Source organism: Streptomyces sp. PA03-1a (assembly GCF_033792805.1).
GTDB lineage: Bacteria > Actinomycetota > Actinomycetes > Streptomycetales > Streptomycetaceae > Actinacidiphila.
In genome coordinates, this window is record NZ_JARAVO010000112.1 from 1 (window position 1) to 19,458 (window position 19,458).

18 protein-coding genes are annotated in these 19,458 nt (G+C 73.5%); 13 read left to right on the forward strand and 5 right to left on the reverse strand.

Annotated features, from left to right (window positions below):
- Positions 1–148 precede the first annotated feature (148 nt).
- Entirely contained in the window at positions 149–724 is a 576-nt protein-coding gene (locus PV341_RS24390; protein WP_500358965.1) for a hypothetical protein, read from the forward strand.
- Between the two features lie 24 nt (positions 725–748).
- Here PV341_RS24390 and PV341_RS24395 read toward each other — a convergent pair whose 3' ends face one another.
- Entirely contained in the window at positions 749–961 is a 213-nt protein-coding gene (locus tag PV341_RS24395) for a hypothetical protein (protein WP_500323554.1), read from the reverse strand.
- Positions 962–1,273: 312 nt separating this feature from the next.
- Between PV341_RS24395 and PV341_RS24400 the strand changes: the two genes are divergently transcribed.
- A complete protein-coding gene (locus PV341_RS24400) occupies positions 1,274–2,182 on the forward strand; it encodes an SGNH/GDSL hydrolase family protein (RefSeq protein ID WP_500358967.1) in 909 nt (302 codons plus the stop codon).
- Between the two features lie 81 nt (positions 2,183–2,263).
- On the opposite strand, the gene PV341_RS24405 is transcribed toward PV341_RS24400, so the two are convergent.
- Entirely contained in the window at positions 2,264–3,718 is a 1,455-nt protein-coding gene (locus PV341_RS24405) for a dihydrolipoyl dehydrogenase family protein (RefSeq protein ID WP_500323711.1), read from the reverse strand.
- A 185-nt stretch (positions 3,719–3,903) separates the two neighbouring features.
- Here PV341_RS24405 and PV341_RS24410 point away from each other — a divergent pair, with 185 nt between their 5' ends.
- Complete coding sequence (locus PV341_RS24410) at positions 3,904–5,097, forward strand: RNA-guided endonuclease InsQ/TnpB family protein (protein ID WP_500358968.1); 1,194 nt, start codon at positions 3,904–3,906, stop codon at positions 5,095–5,097.
- A gap of 171 nt (positions 5,098–5,268) precedes the next feature.
- Here PV341_RS24410 and PV341_RS24415 read toward each other — a convergent pair whose 3' ends face one another.
- Positions 5,269–5,712: a VOC family protein gene (locus tag PV341_RS24415; RefSeq protein WP_500323551.1), complete on the reverse strand. Its 444-nt coding sequence runs from the start codon at positions 5,710–5,712 to the stop codon at positions 5,269–5,271.
- Positions 5,713–5,917: 205 nt separating this feature from the next.
- Here PV341_RS24415 and PV341_RS24420 point away from each other — a divergent pair, with 205 nt between their 5' ends.
- From PV341_RS24420 to PV341_RS24450, 7 genes are all read left to right on the forward strand, one after another.
- Complete coding sequence (locus PV341_RS24420) at positions 5,918–7,447, forward strand: MFS transporter (protein ID WP_500323550.1); 1,530 nt, start codon at positions 5,918–5,920, stop codon at positions 7,445–7,447.
- A 40-nt stretch (positions 7,448–7,487) separates the two neighbouring features.
- Positions 7,488–8,249, forward strand: coding sequence for a GNAT family N-acetyltransferase (locus tag PV341_RS24425; RefSeq protein ID WP_500323710.1), 762 nt, complete (start codon positions 7,488–7,490; stop codon positions 8,247–8,249).
- Positions 8,250–8,412: 163 nt separating this feature from the next.
- Positions 8,413–11,022 (forward strand): phosphodiester glycosidase family protein, encoded by a 2,610-nt coding sequence (locus tag PV341_RS24430; protein ID WP_500358969.1) that lies wholly within the window; start codon positions 8,413–8,415, stop codon positions 11,020–11,022.
- The gene (locus tag PV341_RS24435) at positions 11,001–11,408 is read left to right on the forward strand and encodes a metallophosphoesterase family protein (RefSeq protein ID WP_500358970.1); all 408 of its coding nucleotides are present in this window, start codon (positions 11,001–11,003) and stop codon (positions 11,406–11,408) included. The genes PV341_RS24430 and PV341_RS24435 overlap by 22 nt, the downstream gene beginning before the upstream one ends.
- Positions 11,405–11,878: a hypothetical protein gene (locus tag PV341_RS24440; RefSeq protein ID WP_500358971.1), complete on the forward strand. Its 474-nt coding sequence runs from the start codon at positions 11,405–11,407 to the stop codon at positions 11,876–11,878. Before PV341_RS24435 ends, PV341_RS24440 begins: the two co-directional genes overlap by 4 nt.
- Before the next feature lie 169 nt (positions 11,879–12,047).
- A complete protein-coding gene (locus tag PV341_RS24445) occupies positions 12,048–14,348 on the forward strand; it encodes a SpoIIE family protein phosphatase (protein WP_500358972.1) in 2,301 nt (766 codons plus the stop codon).
- A 325-nt stretch (positions 14,349–14,673) separates the two neighbouring features.
- Positions 14,674–14,979 (forward strand): hypothetical protein, encoded by a 306-nt coding sequence (locus PV341_RS24450; RefSeq protein WP_500323547.1) that lies wholly within the window; start codon positions 14,674–14,676, stop codon positions 14,977–14,979.
- A 128-nt stretch (positions 14,980–15,107) separates the two neighbouring features.
- On the opposite strand, the gene wrbA is transcribed toward PV341_RS24450, so the two are convergent.
- Both wrbA and PV341_RS24460 read right to left on the reverse strand, forming a co-directional pair.
- Positions 15,108–15,719: an NADPH-dependent FMN reductase family protein gene (wrbA, locus tag PV341_RS24455; protein WP_499516111.1), complete on the reverse strand. Its 612-nt coding sequence runs from the start codon at positions 15,717–15,719 to the stop codon at positions 15,108–15,110.
- A gap of 148 nt (positions 15,720–15,867) precedes the next feature.
- Complete coding sequence (locus PV341_RS24460) at positions 15,868–16,701, reverse strand: LysR family transcriptional regulator (protein ID WP_500358973.1); 834 nt, start codon at positions 16,699–16,701, stop codon at positions 15,868–15,870.
- A gap of 144 nt (positions 16,702–16,845) precedes the next feature.
- On the opposite strand from PV341_RS24460, the gene PV341_RS24465 reads away from it, so the two are divergent.
- The 3 genes from PV341_RS24465 to PV341_RS24475 all read left to right on the forward strand — a co-directional run bounded on the left by PV341_RS24465 (position 16,846) and on the right by PV341_RS24475 (position 19,364).
- On the forward strand, positions 16,846–17,355 hold the full coding sequence (locus PV341_RS24465; protein ID WP_500323545.1) for a nuclear transport factor 2 family protein: 510 nt from the start codon (positions 16,846–16,848) through the stop codon (positions 17,353–17,355).
- Positions 17,355–18,278, forward strand: a complete 924-nt coding sequence (locus tag PV341_RS24470; protein WP_500358974.1) for an NADP-dependent oxidoreductase — start codon at positions 17,355–17,357, stop codon at positions 18,276–18,278. The genes PV341_RS24465 and PV341_RS24470 overlap by 1 nt, the downstream gene beginning before the upstream one ends.
- A gap of 75 nt (positions 18,279–18,353) precedes the next feature.
- Positions 18,354–19,364, forward strand: a complete 1,011-nt coding sequence (locus tag PV341_RS24475) for a LuxR family transcriptional regulator (RefSeq protein ID WP_500358975.1) — start codon at positions 18,354–18,356, stop codon at positions 19,362–19,364.
- The last annotated feature ends 94 nt before the right edge of the window (positions 19,365–19,458 follow it).

Sequence of the window (19,458 nt, forward strand, 5' to 3'; positions counted from 1 at the left end):
TATTTTTTTTTTTTTTTTTTTTTCACTCTGTCCGCGTTGGTGTTGATCTCGGGTGCTACGCGTGCGGTGCACGTCTACATAGGCGTCTGGCACGCGGCGCCTGGTCGGCGCGGCCGGCTCGGCCCGGCGCCGCGGACCGGGCTTCGTCGTGGCCGTCATCGCCGGTCTGGCGGCGGCGTGCGTCGGCGCGCTCCTTCTGTACGGCAGAACCGTGGACGGGGCGGGCGAACCGGGCGGGGCCGGAGCGCCGGACCGCGACTCCGCGTCGCGGACCGCTCCGGGCGGCGGCGAAAGCGCCGCACTGGACGCGGACCCGCCGTCCACGTCGTACAAGGGCATCGACCTGCCCTACCAGTACACCATCTCCCTCTCCGAGCTGCCGCCCAAGCCGTACCACCCCAGGGTCGGCCCGTACTACGAAGGGGACTTCGGCTACGCCTGGGGCGCGCGCGGCTGGGGCTTCGCCACCCCCGAAGGCAACACCTTGGTGCTGCTCACCAGCCGTCAGACCGGGTCGCTGGCCACGTGCCGCTCCGTGACCCGGTACTCCCAGGAGATCTCACGGAAGAACGCGGTCAGGGGCAGCCGGATCTGCGTGGTCACCGCCGCCGGTCACATCGCGCTCGTCACGGTACGGGGCTACTCCCCTGAGGATGCGGACAACGACTACGCCACGGTCGACCTGACGGTCTGGCGGAACGCGCAGACACCCGCCGAGGATTGACCCGCCGCACGCGGCCGCCGGTTCTCAGGCCGGCGCGGGCAGCGGTCCCCCGGCACGGCGCCTGCGGGCCCGGCCGGGGACCGTCCACTCGTACACCGGCCCCACGACCAGCCAGGCGACCGTCCAGGGCGCGCGCACGCAGGCCAGCAGCCCGCGCCGCCATGGGGGCCGGGGAGGGTGGGCGCTCCGGTCCTTGCGGTGTGCACCGTGGAGCCGTGCCGGATCGTCCGTGCTCATGGGGATCACCTCGTCGTGGCGGGGCCGTCGACCTGTCTGCTCTCTCGCCACCAGCAGACAGGTGACGGAAGGCGCTGTCATGTCCCGAGATCGCGTGGCTTGAACGGCCGCCGGGGATGTGCAGGGCGCCGGCCCGGCAGGTGGCACGCCGGGCACCGGCGTTTGCGTCTCCCGAAGGCACGATGATCTACTTGCTTGGCGCAGCAAGTATTTTGCGGGCGCGGCGTGATGCCGCCGCAGGAACCGCTGCGAAGCCGGGGGCCGCCTCGTCCGGCGGCCCGGACGGCCAGGAACCACGACGAACGGACACAGATGAAGAGAACACTGACCCGGCCCGGCACCCGTCGCGGGGTCGCACTCGGTGCTGCCGCCCTGACGGGCATGGTGACGCTGCTGGGCTTCGGAGCAGGGACCGCCGGCGCGTCACCGGCCGGCCACGGGGGTGGTGGACGGGACTACGTCGCGCTCGGCGACTCCTACGCGTCCGGCCCGCTCATCCCCGACCAGGTGGACCCGACGTGCCTGCGGTCGAGCAGCAACTACCCCTCGCTCGTCGCGGCGCGCGAGAACGCCCGTCTCACCGACGTCAGCTGCTCGGGGGCGACCACCGCGGAGATGATCGCGCCCCAGGGCGCCGCACCGGCGCAGCTCGCCGCCCTCAAGCGCGGCACGGACCTGGTCACGCTCAGCATCGGCGGCAACGACATCGGCTTCAGCAGCGTCATCGCCACCTGCGCCGGCCTGACGTCCGCCGACCCCACCGGAGCCCCCTGCCGGGCCCACTTCACCGCGGGCGGCCACGACCAGCTCGCGGAGCGCGTCGCGCAGACCGCACCCAAGGTCGCCACCGTCATCCGCGACATCCACCGGCGCGCACCGCACGCCCGCGTCGTGGTGGCCGGGTACCCGGACCTGTTCCCTGACGACGGATCGGCCTGCACCAGCGCCACGGTGCCCTTCGCGGCCGGTGACTTCGCCTACCTGCGCGACACGGAGAAGGCGCTCAACGCCATGCTGGCCACCCAGGCCCGCAAGGCGGGCGCGCGCTACGCCGACACCTACACCCCGACCATCGGGCACGACATGTGCGCGCCGGCGGGCACGCGCTGGATCGAGTCCCTCGCCCCCGCGACCCCGGCGGCACCGGCGCACCCCAACGCCCAGGGCGAGGCGGCCATGGCCGGCGCCGTGCACCGGGTCGTCACCCGTCATCACCGCTGACCCCGGTCGGCACCGAACCCGTACGGTGACCGAGGACCCGCCTCCCCTCGGGAAGGCGGGTCCTCGCCGTATGACGTGCCGTCAGGCCGCTCGCATGTCCCGGTAGGTCTCCAGGACGCGCAGCCAGACCTCGCTGATCGTCGGGAAGGCGGGGACGGCGTGCCACAGCCGGTCCACCGGGATCTCACCGGCGACGGCGACGGTCGCCGAGTAGAGCAACTCCTGCACTCCCGGGCCGACGAAGGTGACGCCGACGACCGTGCCGCGGTCCGGGTCGATCAGGACGCGGGCCTTGCCCCGGTAGTCCTCGGCGTACTGCACGGCCCCGGCGAGACGCCCGATGTCGTAGTCCACGACGTCCACCCGGCGACCCGCGGCCTCCGCCTCCCGGGTCGTCAGGCCGACGGAGGCGACCTCCGGGTCGGTGAACACCACCTGCGGCACGGCGTCGTTGTCGGCGGTCGCGACGTGCGCGCCCCACCTGCGGTCGTCCACGGGCTCGCCCTTGGCCCGTGCTCCGATCACCGCTCCCGCGATGCGCGCCTGGTACTTCCCCTGGTGCGTCATCAGGGCGCGGTGGTTGACGTCGCCCGCCGCGTACAGCCAGCCGTCGGCGACGGCCGTCACCCGGAACGTGTCGTCCACGGCCAGCCAGTCGCCGGGGGCCAGGCCGACCGTCTCCAGGCCGATGTCCGCGGTGCGGGGGGCGCGTCCGGTCGCGAAGAGGATCTCGTCGGCCACCAGCGTCCCGCCGTCCGCCAGCGTGACGCGTACGGGACCGTCCGGGCCGACCTCACGCGCCACGGCGGTCACGGAGGCGCCGAACCGTACGTCCACACCGGCGTCGCGCAGGGCGTCGGCGACCATCTCCCCGGCGAACGGCTCCATGCGGGCGAGCAGTCCGCCGCTCCCCCGGACCAGCACGGTCACCTCGGAACCGAGCGCCCGCCACGCGGTGGCCATCTCGACGGCGACGACGCCGCCCCCGACCACCACCAGACGGCCCGGTACCTCGTGGGCGCTCGTCGCCTCGCGGTTGGTCCACGGACGCACCTCGGCAAGCCCCGGCAGATCCGGGAGCAGCGTCGTGGTCCCGGTGGCGACGACGACGGCGTGCCGCGCGGTCAGGCGGACCGTCCCGCCGTCCGGCGTGTCCACCACGACCTGCCGCGGCCCGTCCAGGCGGCCGTGGCCGCGCACCAGGTCGACGGAGACGGAGTCCAGCCACTCGACCTGGCCGTCGTCCTTCCAGTGGGCGGAGAGCCGGTCGCGGTGGGCGAGGACCGCGGCCACGTCCAGCGGCCCCTCGACCGCGCCCCTCAGGCCGGGTATGCGGCGGGCGTCGGCCCGTGCCACCACGGGCCGCAGCAGCGCCTTGCTCGGTTCGCACGCCCAGTACGAGCACTCGCCGCCGAGCAGTTCGGCCTCCACCAGCACCGTGGCCAGTCCGGCGGCGCTCGTCCGGTCGGCGACGTTCTCGCCGACCGGTCCGCCGCCGATGACGACGACGTCGTACTCCCGGGAGGAACCGCTCATCACTTGATCCGTCGTTTCGTCGGTCTTCATCGCATCTCCCTCGAGGAAACCCCGCCCTTCAAGGCGGGGAAGAATCGCACCGCTGCGGAACAGGGCAACGAAAGCCGTTTCGCCGCCACGGCGGAGCGGCCCCTTCTCCCAGCTCCGCCAAAGAATCCGCAAACTGACGCGGTAACATGTGAGTCGTGGCCACCCTCGTGAAGCGGGCGTTCAAGTACCGCTTCTATCCGACCGATGCGCAGGCGGCCGAGCTGTCGCGCACGTTCGGTTGCGTGCGGAAGGTCTACAACCTCGCCCTTGCGGCACGTACCGAGGCGTGGACGCGCCAGGTGCGGGTGAACTACAACCAGACGTCGGCGATGCTGACGGCCTGGAAGAAGACCGATGAGTTGGCGTACCTCAACGACGTCTCCTCCGTACCGCTCCAGCAGGCCCTGCGCCACCTTCAGATGGCGTTCACGAACTTCTTCGCCAAGCGAGCCAAGTACCCGCGCTTGAAGTCGCGGAAAAAGTCGAGGAAGTCGGCGGAATACACCACCAGCGCGTTCCGCTTCCGGGGCGGCCGGTTGACCCTGGCGAAAATGGCGCAGCCGCTCGACATCGTGTGGTCCCGGCCGCTGCCCGAAGGCGCGTCTCCGTCCACCGTGACCGTGTCCCAGGATGCGGCCGACCGCTGGTACGTGCCCCTGCTGTGCGAGGACCCATCCGTTGCGCCGCTGCCCGCGGGCGGCAACGCCGTGGGCGTCGATGTCGGCCTGGACCACCTGCTGACCCTGTCCACAGGAGAGAAGGTCACCAACCCGCGACACGAACGCCGCGACCGCGCCCGGCTCGCCCTGGCGCAGCGGCGTCTGGCGAAGAAGGCCAAGGGCGACGGGGCCAACCGTCGCAAGGCCCGGCTGACGGTCGCCAAGATCCACGCCCGCATCGCCGACCGGCGCCGTGACGGGCTGCACAAGCTGACCACCCGACTCGTTCGTGAAAACCAAACGATCGTGATCGAGGACCTGGCCGTGCGCAACATGGCCGAGAACCGGAGCCTGGCCCGCGCCATCAGCGATGCGTCGTGGGCCGAGTTCCGGAGCATGCTGGAGTACAAGGCCACCTGGTACGGGCGGGAAGTGATCGCGGTCGACCGCTTCTTCCCCTCGTCCAGGCTGTGCTCCGCCTGCGGCACCTTGCAGGACAAGATGCCGCTGCACGTCCGCACCTGGACCTGCGACTGCGGCACGACCCACGACCGGGACGTGAACGCCGCGAAGAACCTGCTGGCCGTCGGACTGACGGTGTCGGCCTGTGGAGCCGGTGTAAGACCTCAACGGAGAACTCCGGGCGAGCAGTCGGCGATGAAGCAGGAACCCCTACAGCGCGAGCCGTAGGAACCCCCTCCTTTCAAGGAGGGGGGAAGTCAAAACCTGCTTCCAAAGGGGGCCGGAGGGGACCCGGTCACGGGCCCGCGGTGCCGCGGAGGGGGATCCGCGGCACCGCGGGAGTCCGGGGGTCGGGTGGTCGGGGAAGGTCGGGAGGTCGTCGAGTGGGGTGGTCGGGGGTCAGCGCCCCGGCAGACGGTCCGTGACCTCCTGGAGCGCCCAGCCGTTGCCGTCCGGGTCCGCGAAGGTCGCGAAGGAGCCGTAGCTGGCGCGCGCCGGGTGCGGGCCCGCGACCCGGGCGGTCTCGCCGGCGTGGTGGAAGACGCCGCCCGCGTCGTGGAACACCTCGCTGATGTCGACGCCACGTGCCGCCAGTTCGGCGCGGGCCGCCACGATGTCCTCGACGATCAGGTGGAGGCCCTGCACGGAGCCCGGGGCGGCCGTGGTGACGCCGTCACCGAAGAGGATCGAGGCCCCGGATCCCTCCGGGGTGAAGTGGACGACGCGGAAGCCGTCGTCGCCGACGTAATCGACGTCCAGCCGGAAGCCCAGCGCCGCGTAGAAGTCCTTGGCCCGGTCCACATCGGACACGGGCAGCACCACAACCTCGAGCTTCAGGTCCATCGGGTTCTCCCAGTTCTCTAATCGTCACCGCTTTGACTGGTGACGAGCATGGCCCAGCACTTCGTAACCTGTCAAGGCGGTGACGGATGCACGTCCGCCGCGGACGCCGGCCCGACACCTTCAGGATATACTTGACCCGTCAAGCACTTGGCAGCCTGCCCGTGGCGCGTCCGCGCCCTCGTCGACATCCGTGAGGAAGACCGAGATGACCACACCGGCTGTGACAACCCCGCGGCAGGAACCCCCGGCGGAACGCGACGCCCGGCGGTGGTGGGCCCTGGGCGTGATCGCGCTGGCGCAGCTCATGGTGGTCCTCGACGCCACGATCGTGAGCATCGCCCTGCCGTCGGCCCAGCGCGACCTCGGGCTCACCGACGGCAGCCGGCAGTGGGTCGTGACCGCCTACACGCTCGCCTTCGGCGGACTGCTGCTCCTCGGCGGACGCATCGCGGACCTCGTGGGCCGCAAGCACGCCTTCACCTCCGGCCTCGTCGGCTTCGCCACCGCCTCCGCGCTCGGCGGCGCCGCCACGGGCCCCGCCATGCTGTTCGCGGCCCGCGCCCTGCAGGGGTGCTTCGCCGCGCTGCTCGCCCCCTCGGCGCTGTCCCTGCTGGCCACGACCTTCACCGACGGCAGGGAACGCGCCAAGGCGTTCGGCATCTTCGGCGCCCTCGCCGGCGCCGGGGGCGGGATGGGCCTGCTCCTGGGCGGCGTCCTGACCCAGTACCTGGACTGGCGCTGGTGCCTGTACGTCAACGTGGCGATCGGCGCCGTCGCCGCGGCCGGCGCGGTCGCCTTCCTCAAGGACCGCGCCGGGCACCGCGCGGTGCGGCTCGACGTCCCCGGGGCCGTCCTCGGCTGCGGCGGTCTGGTCACCGTGGTGTACGCGCTCAGCAGGGCCGAGTCCGACGGCTGGGGGTCGGGCACGGTGGCCGGCCTGCTCGTCGCGGGCACGGCGCTCCTCGCCGGGTTCACCTGGTGGCAGTCCCGCGCCGCTCATCCCCTGCTGCCGCTGCGCATCATCGCGACGCGGGCCCACGGCGGTCCGGTCCTGACCCTGGGACTGGCGATGACGGGCCTGTTCGCGGTGTTCCTCCTGCTCACGTACTACCTGCAGGACATCCTCGGCTACTCGGCCCTCAAGAGCGGTTTCGCCTTCCTGCCGATGTCCGCCGCGATAGTCCTCACCTCCACCCAGGTCTCCGCCCGTCTACTGCCCCGCGTGGCGCCGCGGACGATGATCGTGCCGGGACTGGCCGTCGCCGCGGCCGGCATGTTCACCTTCACCACCCTCGGTACGCACTCGGCCTACGCCACCCACGTCCTGCCGGGCGCCGTGCTGCTCGGGTCCGGCATGGGCCTGGTCTTCATGCCCGTCATGGCCACGGCGACCGCCGGGGTCGCCCCGGGCGACGCGGGCACGGCCTCCGCGGCGGTGAACACCGCGCAGCAGGTGGGCGGTTCCCTGGGCACCGCCCTGCTCAACACCGTCGCCACCACCTCGACGGGCCACTACGTCGCGGCGCGCCTCGCCGCGCACGGCGGGGACCGGGTGACCGCCGCACAGCGGCACGCCATCACCGACGCCGGCGTCGTCCACGGCTTCACCACCGCCTTCGGGTGGGCCGGCGGCCTCACGCTCGCCGGCGCCCTCGTCGCCGCCCTGCTCGTGAACGTCCCCTCGCCGCGCCGCCGCGGGGGCGTCCTCGCGTCCAAGGCCCGGGCGGCGGCGTAGCCGTACGGGAGGGCCGGGTATCCTCCGCGGCGTGACCGAGATGATCAGCCATGCCGCGGTGGACGCCCTGCACGGGGCCATGGAGCGGCTGACGGACCTCCTGCCCGGCGCCTTCACGCGGCGCGGCCCGAAGGGCGGGCGGCTGGTGTGCACCGGCCTGCCGGTCGCCCTCCTGAACACGGTGTCCGCGGGTCACGAACGGGACCTGCGGGAGACAGAGGCCCTCGCCGAGGAGCTGTCGGCGGCGGGTCTGCCCTGGAGCATCCAGGTCCGCGGCGAGGCCGGCCCGGAACTGACCGCGCTGGCGGCCCGGTTCGGCCGTACGGCCGGCCCCACGCTCCCCCTGCTGGCGTGGGACGCCGCGTCGCTCGCCGATCTGCCCGCCGTACCGCCCGGGGGCGGCACGGTGCACAAGCTCACCGGTGCCGAGGCCGGGCGGTACTCCGCCGCGCTCGCGGCGGGGTTCGGCATGCCCGGAGAGGTCGCGGACGCCTTCGCCCGCCCGGCGCTGCTCGACGCCCCCGACATGACCGCGTTCACCCTCGACGTGGACGGCGAGGCCGTCGCGACCGGGTTCAACATCCTGGCCGGCGACCACGTGGGGCTGTTCAACGGTTCGGTGCCGCCGCGGCACCGGGGCAACGGCCACTACCGCGCACTGGTGACGGCCCGGCTCCACGACGCCGTCGCGTCGGGGGCGCGCCACGCGTTCACGCAGAACTCCCCCATGTCCCGCCCCCTGTACGAATCCCTGGGCTTCCGGCTCGTGGAGACCTGGACGTACCTCACCCCCGCGGGCTGATCCCTCGGCCGGCACCCAAGGGCGTCGCAGCAGCTCACAGGGCCGGCGGTGACGGATGTTCACCTTGCACATCCCGGATGACCACCCGTTTATCGGCACTGCGACACCGACGGCACATCAACTGAACGGCGACCACCGCCCCAACAGGGAAAGAAGTCAGCAAGTGCCGTTCCCCCTCCAGCCCGCCGTCCCGAGCCCGCGTTCCGCGGCACGACGCGGTGCCGCCGTGCTCGCCCTGGCCACCGCGCTCAGCATCGGCGCCGGGATGATGACGACCGCCCAGGCGTTCGCGCCCGAACAGCTCGTGTCGGCGCCCGCGGGCGCGACGGAGCCGGGCAGCTCCGGCCACGGACTCATCCCGAGCACCCCCGGCGAGTCGATCGTCACCCGTGAGACCCGCACGCCGATCGCGCCCGGGCTGAACCTGACCCGCTTCGACCGTTTCGAGACCGACGGCTGGGTCCGGGGGCAGGTGCTCGTCGCGGACCTCGCCGAGGACCGGCTCAGCGTGGACCACATATCCTCCGGCACGGTCACCGGGAAGTCCCGGGTGACCGAGCAGGCCCGGCGCACCGGCGCCGTCGCCGCCGTCAACGGCGACTACTTCGACATGAACGACACCGAGGCCCCGGTCGGCGCGGCGGTGTCGCGCAAGGACGGCCTGGTCAACTCGCCCACCGAGGGCCGCAACCAGACCGTCGCCATCGGCGCGGACGGTCTCGGCCGGCTCGCCCAGGTGTTCCTGGAGGGCGACGTCACGGTCGGCGGGACGGAGCACCTGAAGCTGTCCGGGGTCAACTCCCCCGTCCTGGCGGCCGGCGGGATCGGGCTCTTCACCGACCAGTGGGGGGTCTCCCCGCGCACCAAGCCGGTCAGCGGTGCGGACCGGGTCACCGAGGTCCGGCTGCGCGACGGCAAGGTCACCGAGGTGCGCGCCTCCGTCGGCAGCGGCCCGATCCCCGCGGGCACCAGCGTGCTGCTCGGCCGGGAGGCGGGCGCCGACGCGCTCGCCGGGCTCGCGCCGGGCGACGCCGTCACCGTCGCCTACAAGCCGCGCGCCGACTTCGGCGACGTCGCGGTCGCGGTGGGCGGCGGCCAGGTCCTCGTCGCGGACGGCACGGTCAAGCACCACACGGACGGCGACACCGTCACCGCCACCTCCCGCACCAGCGTCGGTTTCTCCGCCGACGGGCGCACCATGTACCTGGTCGCCATCGACGGCAAGCAGACCGACAGCCGCGGCATGGACCTCAACGAGCTCGGCGCCTTCATGAAGGCCCTCGGCGCCCGGAACGCCCTGAACATGGACGGCGGCGGTTCCACCACCATGGCCGCCCGGCTGCCGGGCGAGAGCACGACGGGCCTGGTCAACAGCCCGTCGGACGGTTCGGAGCGGCAGGTCGCCAACGGCCTGGGCCTGTTCGCCGCGCCCGGCTCGGGCGCGGTCCGCGGCTTCCGCGTGCGGCCCGCGCTCACCGCGGACGGTTCGGAGAAGGTCTTCCCCGGGCTGCACCGCACCGTGCGGGCGCTCGCCCACGACGAGACGTACGCGCCGGTGCCGGCCGGACGGGTGCGGTGGCAGGGCGACGGCAGGGTGACCGTCCGCTCCGGGCACGACGGATCCGCCGTCGTCACCGGCAGGCGCTCGGGCACCGCCCGGGTGACGGCATCCTCCGGTCACCGCGCCACGGGTTCGGCGGAGCTGACCGTGCTCGCCCCCGCGGTGCGGATCGCGCCGGGCAGCAGCCTGGTGGCCCTCGACGGCCTGGACGACACCGCCCGGCTGACCGTCACCGGTTACGACGCGCTCGGCGACTCCGCCCCGATCGACGCGTCCGACGTCAAGGTCACCGGCGGCGACGGGGTCGTCTCGGTGCTGCCCGCGGACGACGCGACCTTCACCGTGCGCGGCCTGACCGACGGCGCGTCCACCACCTTGCACCTGACGGTCGGGAAGCTGACCACCGACGTCGCCGTCACCGTGGGCCTCGCCGAGAAGTCGTTCGCGGACCTGTCGGACGCGGCCTCCTGGACCTCCGCGAACGACCGGGCTCCCGGCGGCTCCGTCACCCCGGCCGAGGGCCACGACGGCACCCCCGGCCTGAAGCTGACGTACGACTTCACCCGGTCGACGGCCACCCGCGGCCAGTACGCCGTGCCGCCGCAGCAGATCCAGCTGCCCGGCCAGCCGCAGGCCGTCACCATGTGGATCAACGGCGACGGCAACGGCGAGTGGCCGCGCCTGCAGTACCGCACGGCCGCCGGTGTGACCGCCAACCTGGACGGCCCCACCATCACCTGGACCGGCTGGCGCAAGGTCGAGTTCCCCGTGCCCGTGGGCACCCCCTACCCGCTGACGTTCCAGCGGGTGCGGCTGCTGGAGACCAGCGCCGCCCGCTCCTACACCGGGGCCGTCACCGTCAGCGACCTGCGGGTCAAGGTGGCCCCCGACGTGGAGCTGCCCGTGCAGCCCCGGGTCGAGGACCCGGTGGTCGTCACCAACGGCACCGTCGACGGCCGTCCGCTGCGCGTGGCCGTGATGTCCGACGCCCAGTTCGTCGCCCGTGACCCGGGCAGCCCGCTGGTCGCCGCGGCCCGCCGGACCCTGGAGGAGATCGCCGCGGCCAAGCCCGATCTGCTGGTCATCAACGGCGACCTCGTCGACGAGGGCTCCCCGGCCGACTTCGCACTCGCCCGCACGCTGCTCGACGAGTTCACGCCCGCACCAAGGGCACCGTCCCGTGGCACTACGTGCCGGGCAACCACGAGGTGATGGGCCCCGGGAACACCTCCAACTTCAAGGCCGCCTTCGGTGACACCACGTCGGTCTTCGACGTCGAGGGCACCCGCTTCATCACCCTGGACTCCTCCAGCGGCACCCTGCGCGGCGGCGGCTTCGCCCAGCTCCAGACGCTGCACGACCAGCTCCGCGACGCGGCCGCCGACCGTTCCGTCAGCGGTGTCGTGGTGTTCGAGCACCACCCGGCCGAGGACCCGCTGCCGGACAAGGCCAGCCAGCTCGGTGACCGCAAGGAGGCCGCCCTGGTCGAGCAGTGGCTCGCCGACTTCCGGGCCGAGGGCCACAAGTCCGCCGCGTTCGTCGCCGGCCACGCGGCGCCTTCTCCGCGACGCGGATCGACGGCGTCCCGTACCTGGTGAACGGCAACTCCGGCAAGAATCCGGCGAGCACGCCCGACAACGGCGGCTTCACCGGCTGGACGATGCTGGGCATCGACCCGCGCCACGGCCGGGTCACCGACCCCTTCGACGTCCCCTCCGGTGACTCCGGGACCTGGCTGCGCGCCGAGGTGCACGCCCGCACCGACGCGGTGGACATGGTCGCCCCGGCCACGCTCACCGTCGGCGGCGTGGGTCACGCCTCGGCGAACCTCACCCAGGACGGGACCCGTACCGTCCCGGTGGCCTGGCCGGTCGGCGCCGCATGGTCCGGCAGCCGCGTCGACGTGGCCGGCGCCGACGACGGGCACGGGCACCACGACGGGGCGCCCGTCATCGCCTACGACCCGGCCACCTCGACGGTCAAGGGGCTGCGCACCGGCACCGCGGTGCTCCGCGTGACCGTCAACGGCGTGACCACCGAGAGGACGATCACGGTACGCCGCGGCTGAGCGCCGGCACCCGGCCCTTCCGGGCGCGTCCCGTACCGGGGAGCGCCGCCCGGAAGGGCCGTGCCATGTCCGGCGGCGGTACGGGCTGAGCCGATCGGCGGAGCTGTCGCGCGGACGGGCCTGCCGCCGGGACGGGACGGGCAGGCATGGAGCCGGAGGTGCGTGGTCCATGCCCAGCGGTGACGTGCTGCTCCTCGTCGACGAGGACGGCCGGGTGGTCGAGTGGGGACGTCCGGCCGAGGAGCTGTTCGGGTGCGCCGCCGAGGAGGCCGTCGGCCGGTCCCTGGGCGCGCTCCTGCGCGGGATCGCCGCGGACGCCGGACGTCCGCGCGCCGGGTTCCCCGGCGGCGTCGCGGTACGGGTCGAGCCGGTGCTGCGCGGCACCTCGGTGCTGTGGCGCGTGCGCGCCGCGGTGGACACGGCCCTGTCGGAACAGGACGTGGCGATCCTGAAGGCCGTCTTCACCGACTCCCCCATGGAACTGCTCGTCCTCGACCGGCGGTTGCGCGTGATCCGGATGAGCGCCGGCGTCACCGCGGCGGGTGGCGCGCGGGCGGGGAACCCGCTGGGCCGGCACTTCACCGAGGTGTACGACCTCGCCGGCCCCGAGGTGGAGGCGGATGTGGCGCGGCAGGTCCTGGAGAGCGGGGAACCGGTCCTGAACCGGCTCGCCTACGGCCCCGGGTCACCGGACCGGCGCGGGTGCCGCATGCGCTCCGTCTGCTACTTCCGCCTGGAGGACTCCCGGGGCGACGTGCTCGGGCTGGTGGCGTCCGCGGTCGACGTCACCGACCGGGAGAAGGCACGGGGCCGCCTGGACCTTCTGGAACAGGTGCGCGCACAGGTGGGGCACGTGCCCAACGTGGGCCTCGTCTCGCGGGAACTGGTGGACGCGGTCGTGCCCGTCTTCGCCGACACGGCCGTCGTCGAGATGGTCGACGAGGTCGTCCGCGGGGAGGAACCGCCCAAGGTGCCGGTGCACCAGGACGTTCCCCTGCGTCGGGCCGCGTTCCGGGGCCGCCTGTCGGCGTACCCGGTCGGAGAGGTGCGTCCCCTCCCGCCCGGCACCCCGTTCACGGACGCCCTGTCCGACGCCAGGGCCCGCTTGGTGCCGATCGACGATCACACCCCGTGGCTGGCCACCGACCCGGCCCGGACGGACGCCATTCTGGGAGCCGGCGCCCACTCCCTGATCGTGGCCCCGCTGACGCTGCGCGACCAGGCCCTGGGCGTGGTCAGCTTCTACCGCGAACAGGACCGGGAGCCCTTCGACGAGGACGACCTGGCAGTGGCCTCCGCCGTGTGCGCGCACGCCGCCCTCTCCATCGAGAACGCCCGGCAGTACATGCGCGAGTGGATCATCGCCTCGACCCTTCAGCGCCGGTTGCTCCCCGGACAGCCCGCGGGACGGCCCACCGTGGAGGTCGCCCGGCTGCACCAGCCCGGTGTGGAGGGCGGCGGCGCGTGGTCCGACGCGATCCCGCTGCCCGGCGCACGGACCGCGCTGGTCGTCGGGGACGTGGCCGGGCGGGGGATCGTCGCGGCCATCACGATGGGGCTGGTCCGGACGGCCCTCCACACCCTCGCCGCCCTGGACCTGCCCCCGGACGAGCTGCTGGCCCGGCTGAGCGAGACCGCCTCCCGCCTCGCCGCGGCGTCCGCCGCACTGCCGCAACTGGACTTCGAGCCGATCGACATCGGCTGCGCCATCGCGGTGTACGACCCGGTGGAACTCACCTGCACCGTCGCCCGGGCAGGCCTGCCGGAGCCGGTCGTCGTCCTCCCCGACGGCACCTCGGCCACCCTGGCCGTCCCCGCGGGTCCCCTGCTCAGCGGACAGGACAACGCCCCTTTCCCCGCGACCACCGTCGGCCTCCCTCCGGGAAGCACCCTGGCCATGGCGACGAGCTCGTTCGCGGAGCGGGTCCTGGCGCCGTCCGCGCCGCTGCGGCCGCTGCTGGACGGCGCGGGCGCCCGGCCCCTGCCGGAGGTGCGCGACGCCATCGGGTCGGCGTCCACCGGCACGGACGCGGGCGAAGAATCGGTGCTGCTGCTCGCCCGTACGCGGGCGCTGCCCGCGGACCGGGTGCTGACCTGCGCGCTGCCGCCCGGCGCCGAGGCGGCACCGATCGCCCGCGCGGCGGCTCGCCGGCAGCTGGCGGCCTGGGGCGTGGCGGAGGAGACGGCGTTCACCACCGAGCTGATCGTCAGCGAGTTCGTCGGCAACGCGGTGCGGTACGGCACTCCACCCCTGCGCCTGCGCCTGGTCCTCGAGCAGATGCTGACCTGCGAGGTCAGCGACACCGGCCCCGGCGCCCCGCACGTGAAGCACGCGCGCACCGTCGACGAGAACGGCCGGGGGCTGTTCATCATCGCGGGCCTCGCCGACCAGTGGGGCGTCCGCTACCGGGCCCAGGGCAAGACGGTGTGGGCCCAGCAGCCGGTCGGACCACCCACGGACGGCCGCTGAGTCCGGCGGACGCCCGTCACCCCTGCCCGGGCCGCGGCTCGTGGTGGTCGAGGGCGGTAGCCACATGGACTTCTACGACGTACCGAAGTACGTCGACCGCGCGGTCTCCGAGGCCGTTCCCTTCTTCCGGGAGCACCTGTCCGGCCCCGGAAGGGGGCGGGACTGAGGCCCCTCCGGACGGTGGCGGGGAATGTTCCCCGGATGGGGGGAGGACTTTGTCCCCTTTTCGCCGAGCTCCCGCCGTGTCACCGTGAAGTCTCGTCGCCCACCGGCGACGCGACGCATGCCGATGGACCTCAGCAGCCGAGGAGCAGGGAAACCCGCCATGTCCAGCACCGGAGACCGTCACGGGGGGACCGCCGACGTCCGCGGGGACGGCGGCTGCGCGGACCAGGACCGGTGGTTCGTGGGCTTCCGCTTCCGCACGCCCCAGGGCTCCGTCGGCCGGCAGTTCTTCGTCGTCGGCGAGGCGGACGACGCCGAGGACGCGGTGGCGATCGCGCTGGCGCGGGCCTCGCTCCCCCGGTCCCGCGCCGCACGTGAGGACGACGCCGAGATCGACGGTGTCGAGGTGCGCCGCCTGCGGTGGGATCCGCTGGGGTGGGTGTACCTCAGCAATCCCTGCGCCTGACGCGGCGCGGGTACGGGGTACGGGTACGGGTCGGCGGCGCCTCCGGCACGACAGGAGGAGGCGCCGCCGAGTGGATGGACGGCGCACCCGTGAACGTCCGTCTCAGCGGGTGCGCCGTCGGCTCGGGGTCAGCCCGCGAGGCCGCGGTTCAGCGCGGCGGTGAGCTTGATGACGCGCTCGGTCTGGATGCGGGCGGCGGTGCGGGTGGTGTCGTTGACGGGGTTGTTGCCCTGGGCGTCCACGTGGGAGGTGCCGTAGGGGTTGCCGTCGACGAACTTGGCGGGGTCGGTGTAACCGGGGGTCACGACGATGCCGCCGAAGTGGTGGATGGAGTTGTACAGGGCGAGGAGGGTCGACTCCTGGCCGCCGTGCGAGGTGGCGGTGGAGACGAAGCCGCTGTAGACCTTGTCGGCCAGCTTGCCCTGCGCCCACAGGCCACCGAGGGTGTCGATGAACTGCTTGAGCTGCGAGGACATGTTGCCGAAGCGGGTGGGGGTGCCGAAGATCACGGCGTCGGCCCACTCGACGTCAGCGGGGGTGGCCACGGGGACGTCGGCGGTGGCGGCGTGGTTGGCGGCCCAGGCGGGGTTGGAGTCGATCGCCGCCTGCGGGGCGAGCTCCGCTGCCTTGAGCAGGCGGACCTCGGCGCCGGCCTTCTCCGCGGTCTCGGCCATCTCCTTCGCGATCTCGGTGATGGTGCCGGTGGAGGAGTAGTAGACGATCGCGAGCTTGATCGACAAGGTGGTTCCTTTCAGGGAGGACCTTCCCCGCGATTCGGGGTTGCGTGGTCCAGGGACACCGCGGCCCGTGAGGGCGGGCCGCGCTTCACTGGTTGAAGAATAAACAACATTGGGGCACCCCTGTCCACCGGCCACCGTGCGACGAATGTCACGCCGGCCGGTCCCCCAGTCCGCGAACGCCCGCCCCGCGAACGCCCGCCATGCTCCGCGCGGTACGGGCGAAGGCGGCGACCTCCGGGCGCCCGGCCTGCCGGGGCCAGGCCAGCGCCAGCGTCGTCGCGGGCAGGTCCACGACCGCGACCGCGACCACGTCCCGGGTCAGACGGTCCGCGGCGGCCGAGCCGACGACGGTGACCAGCCGGCCCAGCGCCACCCGGTCGACGATCTCGTCGAGACCCACCGGCGGGCACTCCTCCCGGAAGGCGGGATCCTCGCGCAGCTCGGCGGTGGTCACCTCACCGCGGGCGGCGAGCCGGTGCCCGCGCGGCAGCAGCACGACGGGCAGTTCCTCCGCCACGTCGGCCGTCCCGAGGCCGGTCAGGTCGTCGCTGCCGACGCACAGCAGCGCGACGTCGGCCGTGCCGTCGCGCAGGGCGCCGACCCCGTCGTAGGTGAAGACGAGCTCCGGGGCGGCGCCCTTGTACGACCTGACCAGCTCCGCCAGCAGGCCCGAACCCGTACCGGGCCGTACCGCCAGGGTGAGCCGGGCCGGTGCGGCCGCCCTCCGGGCGCGCTCCACGGCCCCGTCCAGCTCCCGCAGCAGCCGCCGGCACTCGTCCAGGAGGACCTCGCCCGCGGGGGTCAGCGCGACGCGGCGGCTGGTCCGCTCCAGCAGCCGGACCCCCATGCGGCGCTCCAGGCGTGCGATCGCCCGCGACAGTGGCGGCTGCGCGATGCCAAGACGCTCCGCCGCGCGGCTGAAGTGCAGCTCCTCGGCCACGGCCACGAAGTACTCCAGCTCACGAGTCTCCAGGCGATCCATACCTCCAGAGTATCGCCGCATGTCAGAAGCGTCATGGCTCCCCCGCGCGGCCCCTGGTCCACTGGGACGGAACGCACGCCCGACGGCTCGGGGGGCCGCTCCGGTGCCCGAGTCGCGGGAAGAGAAGAAGGGGAGCCATCACACATGAGCAGCGAGGAGCGCACGGAGCGCGATGTCCGGGAGGTCCGGGAGGTCCTGGCCCGCTACGTCCGCGCCACGGACCGACGGGACGGCAAGGGCCAGGGAGCCCTGTTCACCGACGACGCCGTCGTGCAGATCTACGCCAGGACCGGTACCGCCGGCCACGAACCCGTCGGCGAGCCCCTCATCGGCGGGGCGGCCGTGGCCTACGCGGTCGAGCACTACATGGCGCCGCACCCGGAGGGTGGTGCCGGCCACCACGTGACCGCCGACCACCTCGTCGAGGTCGACGGCGACCGCGCCCACATGAACGCCCAGTTCGTCGTCTTCCGGACGCGCGCCGCCGCGCGGCCCGCCGGCGGGTGGCCCGCGGGCGCCTTCGGCGCACAGGGCACGGTGGAACCGGTCGAGTCCGGCTACTACGACACCGACCTGCACCGGGTGGACGGCGTGTGGAAGATCGTCCACCACCGCGTCCTGATGGACATGCCGATCGCCCTCCCGGGGGCGTGATGCGGGCCGTGGTCTACCGCCGCTACGGCGGCCCCGAGGTGCTGGAGCTCACCGAACTCCCCACGCCCAGGACCCATGTCGACTCGGTGCTGGTCCGGGTGCGCGCGGCGGCGCTCAACCCCGCCGACCTGGCACTCCAGGCGGGAGCGCTCGACTCCGCCGTCGACACGTACTTCCCCGTCGTCCCGGGCTGGGACATCGCGGGCGTGGTGGAGCACGCCGGGCCCGCCGCCCCGGAGTTCGCCCCGGGCGACGAGGTCATCGGGTACATCCGCGGCGACGTGCAGCGCGCGCACGGCGGACTGGCCGAGCTGGTCGCCGCCGACGTGCGCACCCTGGTGCACAAGCCCGAAGGGATGGGCTTCGCCGAGGCCGCCGGACTGCCGCTCGCGGGGCTCACCGCCCATCAGGCGGTGGTGCGCGCGCTGGACGTCCGGCCGGGCGAGACCCTGCTCGTGCACGGCGCGGGCGGCGGCGTCGGCTCCCTCGCGGTCCAGATCGCGCTGGCCCGGGGCGCCCGGGTCATCGGCACCGCCTCCCCCGCCGACCAGGGTCACCTGCGCTCACTCGGGGCGGAACCCGTCGCCTACGGACAGGGGGCCGCCGCACGGGTACGGGAACTGGCACCGCGCGGAGCCGACGCGGTGCTCGACACCGCCGGTGGCGGCACCCTCGCCGCGACGGCGGACGCCGCCCGTACGGGGGCCCGGGTGGCCTCCGTCGCGGAGACCGGGCTGCCGGGGGTCGTACCGGTCTTCTGCCGCCTCGACCGGGCGGACCTCGCCGCGCTGGTGGTGCTCGCCGAGGCCGGGAGGCTGTCCGTGCGGGTCGCCGCCTCCTACCCGCTGGAACGCGCGGCCGACGCCCAGCGCCTGCTGGCCGCGGGCGGCTCCCGGGGCAAGGTGGTCGTCGACGTCACCTGACCCACGGCTTTGAAGTTGCCGCCTGTTCTTGGTTCGATCTCGTCGGCGACGTGGACGGCAGGAATGGATGCTCTCGTGGAGAATGACGCACCGCTCGCGTGGGTCGGGGTGGACACGGTGGCGGAGCGGGCCTACCGCCTCCTGCTGTCCCGCGACAGCACGACCGTCGACGACGTGGTCGCCGCCCTCGGCGTCACGCCGGACGAAGGGCTGGCGGTCCTCGAGCAGCTCCACCACGCGGGGCTGATGAGCCGCCGCTCCTCGGGCGAGTTCTTCACGGTGGACCCCCGGCACGCGCTGCGCGCGCTCGTCGAGTCGCGCGAGCGCCAGCTGGCCGCGGTGCGCGAGGCGGCCGGCCCGCTCGGGGTGCTCTTCGACGCGGCCAGGAGGGCCAGGGACGGCGGTCCCGGCACCGCCGTGATCAGCGGCCTGGAGGCCGTCGGGGACCGCTACTACCGGCTCAAGCAGACCGCGCGGACCGAGCTGTGCGCCCTGGACCGCCCGCCGTTCCTGCTCGCCCCGAACGAGCCGCTCGACGAGGCGGCGGTACGGCGGGGCGTGCGGGTGCGGGCGGTCTACGCCGCCGCCAGCTTCGAGGCCGACGGCGGGTGGCAGGAGCTGGGCAGCCTCGTGTCGCGCGGGGAGGAGGCCAGGGTCGTGCCGGCGCTGCCGATCAAGCTGGCGATGGCCGACCGGTCGGCAGCGATGGTGTCGCTGAGCCTGTCGGTCGGGAGCGCCGAGTACCTGTACACCGAATCGCCGCCCTTGCTGGAGGCCTTGGGTGAATTCTTCGAGAAGTACTGGGCCGCCGCCTCCCCGTTGACCGGTGAGCCGGGATCCGGCACCCTGCCGACGGCGGGCCCGGGGGATCCGGCGGACGCAGCGGACGGGTCCCGCACGCCGACCGACGAGGAACGGAACCTGCTCGCGCTCTTCGCGGCCGGCGTCAAGGACGAGGCGATCGCCCGCCAGCTGGGCATGTCGCCCCGGACGCTGCGCCGCAGGATCCAGGACCTGTTCACCGAACTCGGCGCCACCAACCGGTTCGGCGCGGGCGTCGCCGCGGCCCGCCGCAACTGGATCTGACCGGAAGGCGGTGGCCCCTTCTGGCCACTGGCCGGTTTCGGCAGCGCAGGACGTTGGTCACCAAAGGATCACCCGGCTAGAACTTGTGTGCGCC

What these genes read in the sequence shown, in the direction of transcription:
- PV341_RS24395 (WP_500323554.1), bottom strand. Translation starts at nt 961, where the DNA reads ATGAGCACGGACGATCCGGCACGGCTCCACGGTGCACACCGCAAGGAC.
- PV341_RS24400 (WP_500358967.1), top strand. Translation starts at nt 1,274, where the DNA reads ATGAAGAGAACACTGACCCGGCCCGGCACCCGTCGCGGGGTCGCACTC.
- PV341_RS24405 (WP_500323711.1), bottom strand. Translation starts at nt 3,718, where the DNA reads ATGAGCGGTTCCTCCCGGGAGTACGACGTCGTCGTCATCGGCGGCGGA.
- PV341_RS24415 (WP_500323551.1), bottom strand. Translation starts at nt 5,712, where the DNA reads ATGGACCTGAAGCTCGAGGTTGTGGTGCTGCCCGTGTCCGATGTGGAC.
- PV341_RS24420 (WP_500323550.1), top strand. Translation starts at nt 5,918, where the DNA reads ATGACCACACCGGCTGTGACAACCCCGCGGCAGGAACCCCCGGCGGAA.
- PV341_RS24425 (WP_500323710.1), top strand. Translation starts at nt 7,488, where the DNA reads ATGATCAGCCATGCCGCGGTGGACGCCCTGCACGGGGCCATGGAGCGG.
- PV341_RS24445 (WP_500358972.1), top strand. Translation starts at nt 12,048, where the DNA reads ATGCCCAGCGGTGACGTGCTGCTCCTCGTCGACGAGGACGGCCGGGTG.
- PV341_RS24450 (WP_500323547.1), top strand. Translation starts at nt 14,674, where the DNA reads ATGTCCAGCACCGGAGACCGTCACGGGGGGACCGCCGACGTCCGCGGG.
- PV341_RS24460 (WP_500358973.1), bottom strand. Translation starts at nt 16,701, where the DNA reads ATGGATCGCCTGGAGACTCGTGAGCTGGAGTACTTCGTGGCCGTGGCC.
- PV341_RS24465 (WP_500323545.1), top strand. Translation starts at nt 16,846, where the DNA reads ATGAGCAGCGAGGAGCGCACGGAGCGCGATGTCCGGGAGGTCCGGGAG.
- PV341_RS24470 (WP_500358974.1), top strand. Translation starts at nt 17,355, where the DNA reads ATGCGGGCCGTGGTCTACCGCCGCTACGGCGGCCCCGAGGTGCTGGAG.